Below are 1,235 nucleotides of genomic sequence, written 5' to 3'. Positions count from 1 at the left end.
CGGTGGCCACCCTGCGCTTCGCCGTGCCGGACGTAGCGGCCCAGCGGGCCTTCTGGGACAAGGTGGCCTCCTGGCTGGGCTGGACCCCGGCGCGCTCCCCGGACGGCACGGCGGCCTACGCGGGCGCGGGCCTGGGGCTCGTCTTCACGCCAGGCGCTCCGGCCGCAGCTTCGGCCCCTGCTCCGGTCACCCTGACCCTGGAGGCGCCTTCGCCGGCGGCCGTCATCCGGCTGAAGGACCTGCTACAAGCCCAGCATCCTCGCAGCATCGTGTCGGGCCCCGGGGAGGGCCTGAAGTTCCAGGACCCCGCGGGGCTGATGTGGGAATACGCCTCCCCGCCGGTTTGATTCTCCCCTGAACGGCGTCCAGGGCCGTGCCGGAACCGGAAATCCTGATCGCGCTTGCACGCGTGCCTTGACGCAACGGGGGCGTCGCAGTAAGGACGGCCCCTCTTTTTCCTTGCCTTGCCTTCCGCTGGAGCATTGCCTTGGCGAACACCAAGTCTGCAGAGAAGCGTTACCGCCAGTCCCTGAAGCGCCGCGCCCGGAATGTGAATGTCCGGACGTCGGTGAAGGACGCCGTCAAGTCCGCCCGCGAGGCCATTGCCTCCAAGGACGGCACGAAGACGACGGACGCGCTCAAGGCGGCTTCCAAGACCCTCAACAAGGCGGCCAGCAAGGGCGTCCTCCACAAGCGCACCGCCTCGCGCCGCATCTCCCGGCTGGCCAAGGCCGCCGCGAAGAAGTCGGCCTAGTCGACCCGCCAGTACCGTCCGCGTTGAGGACCGGGCTCCCCGGTCCTCACCAGGTACTGGCGAGCCTGTCGTACCCGTCACGCATGAGCGTCTCCGCCAGGCGTGCGAGCGCGGCCTGACGGTTGGCCTCGGCTTCCAGGACGTTGCCCCGGCCCTGGAGGTAGTCCTCCGTGCCCGACACCACCGTCTCCGCCAGCAACTGCCCCTCCTTCACGAGGCGCAGCCGCACGGTCGTGGAGACGCGGTAGTTGTTGCCGATGATGGTCGGTGACGCCCAGACGTTCAGCACCGCCCCCTCCACCGTGGACGTGCAGCCCGGCGCGCTGGCCAGGCGCCCTGCCTGGATGAGCTGCTGGCGCAGGTAGCGCGTGAAGAGGTTCTCCAGCGCGGGCTCCGGCGTCTCATTGGCGAAGATGGGCGCGCACACCTGCCCCACGCCCTCCGGCAGCGCCGAGCCCCACGGCGTGAAGCGGTAGCCACA

At 70.0% G+C, this 1,235-nt stretch carries 3 protein-coding genes; 2 read left to right on the top strand and 1 reads right to left on the bottom strand.

Going from position 1 to position 1,235, the window contains the following annotated elements:
• A partial coding sequence (locus tag D7V93_RS45685) for a VOC family protein (RefSeq protein WP_167509558.1) occupies positions 1–347 on the top strand: 347 nt, incomplete at its 5' end.
• Between the two features lie 140 nt (positions 348–487).
• A complete protein-coding gene (gene rpsT, locus D7V93_RS43160) occupies positions 488–754 on the top strand; it encodes a 30S ribosomal protein S20 (protein ID WP_120616276.1) in 267 nt (88 codons plus the stop codon).
• A gap of 46 nt (positions 755–800) precedes the next feature.
• Here rpsT and lptE read toward each other — a convergent pair.
• On the bottom strand, positions 801–1,235 hold a 435-nt coding region (lptE, locus tag D7V93_RS43155; RefSeq protein ID WP_244237855.1), incomplete at its 5' end, for an LPS assembly lipoprotein LptE.

The sequence above is a fragment of the Corallococcus llansteffanensis genome (assembly GCF_003612055.1).
Lineage (GTDB): Bacteria > Myxococcota > Myxococcia > Myxococcales > Myxococcaceae > Corallococcus > Corallococcus llansteffanensis.
Note: the sequence above shows the minus strand (reverse complement) of the source record. Positions and strands in the feature narration are given on the sequence as shown.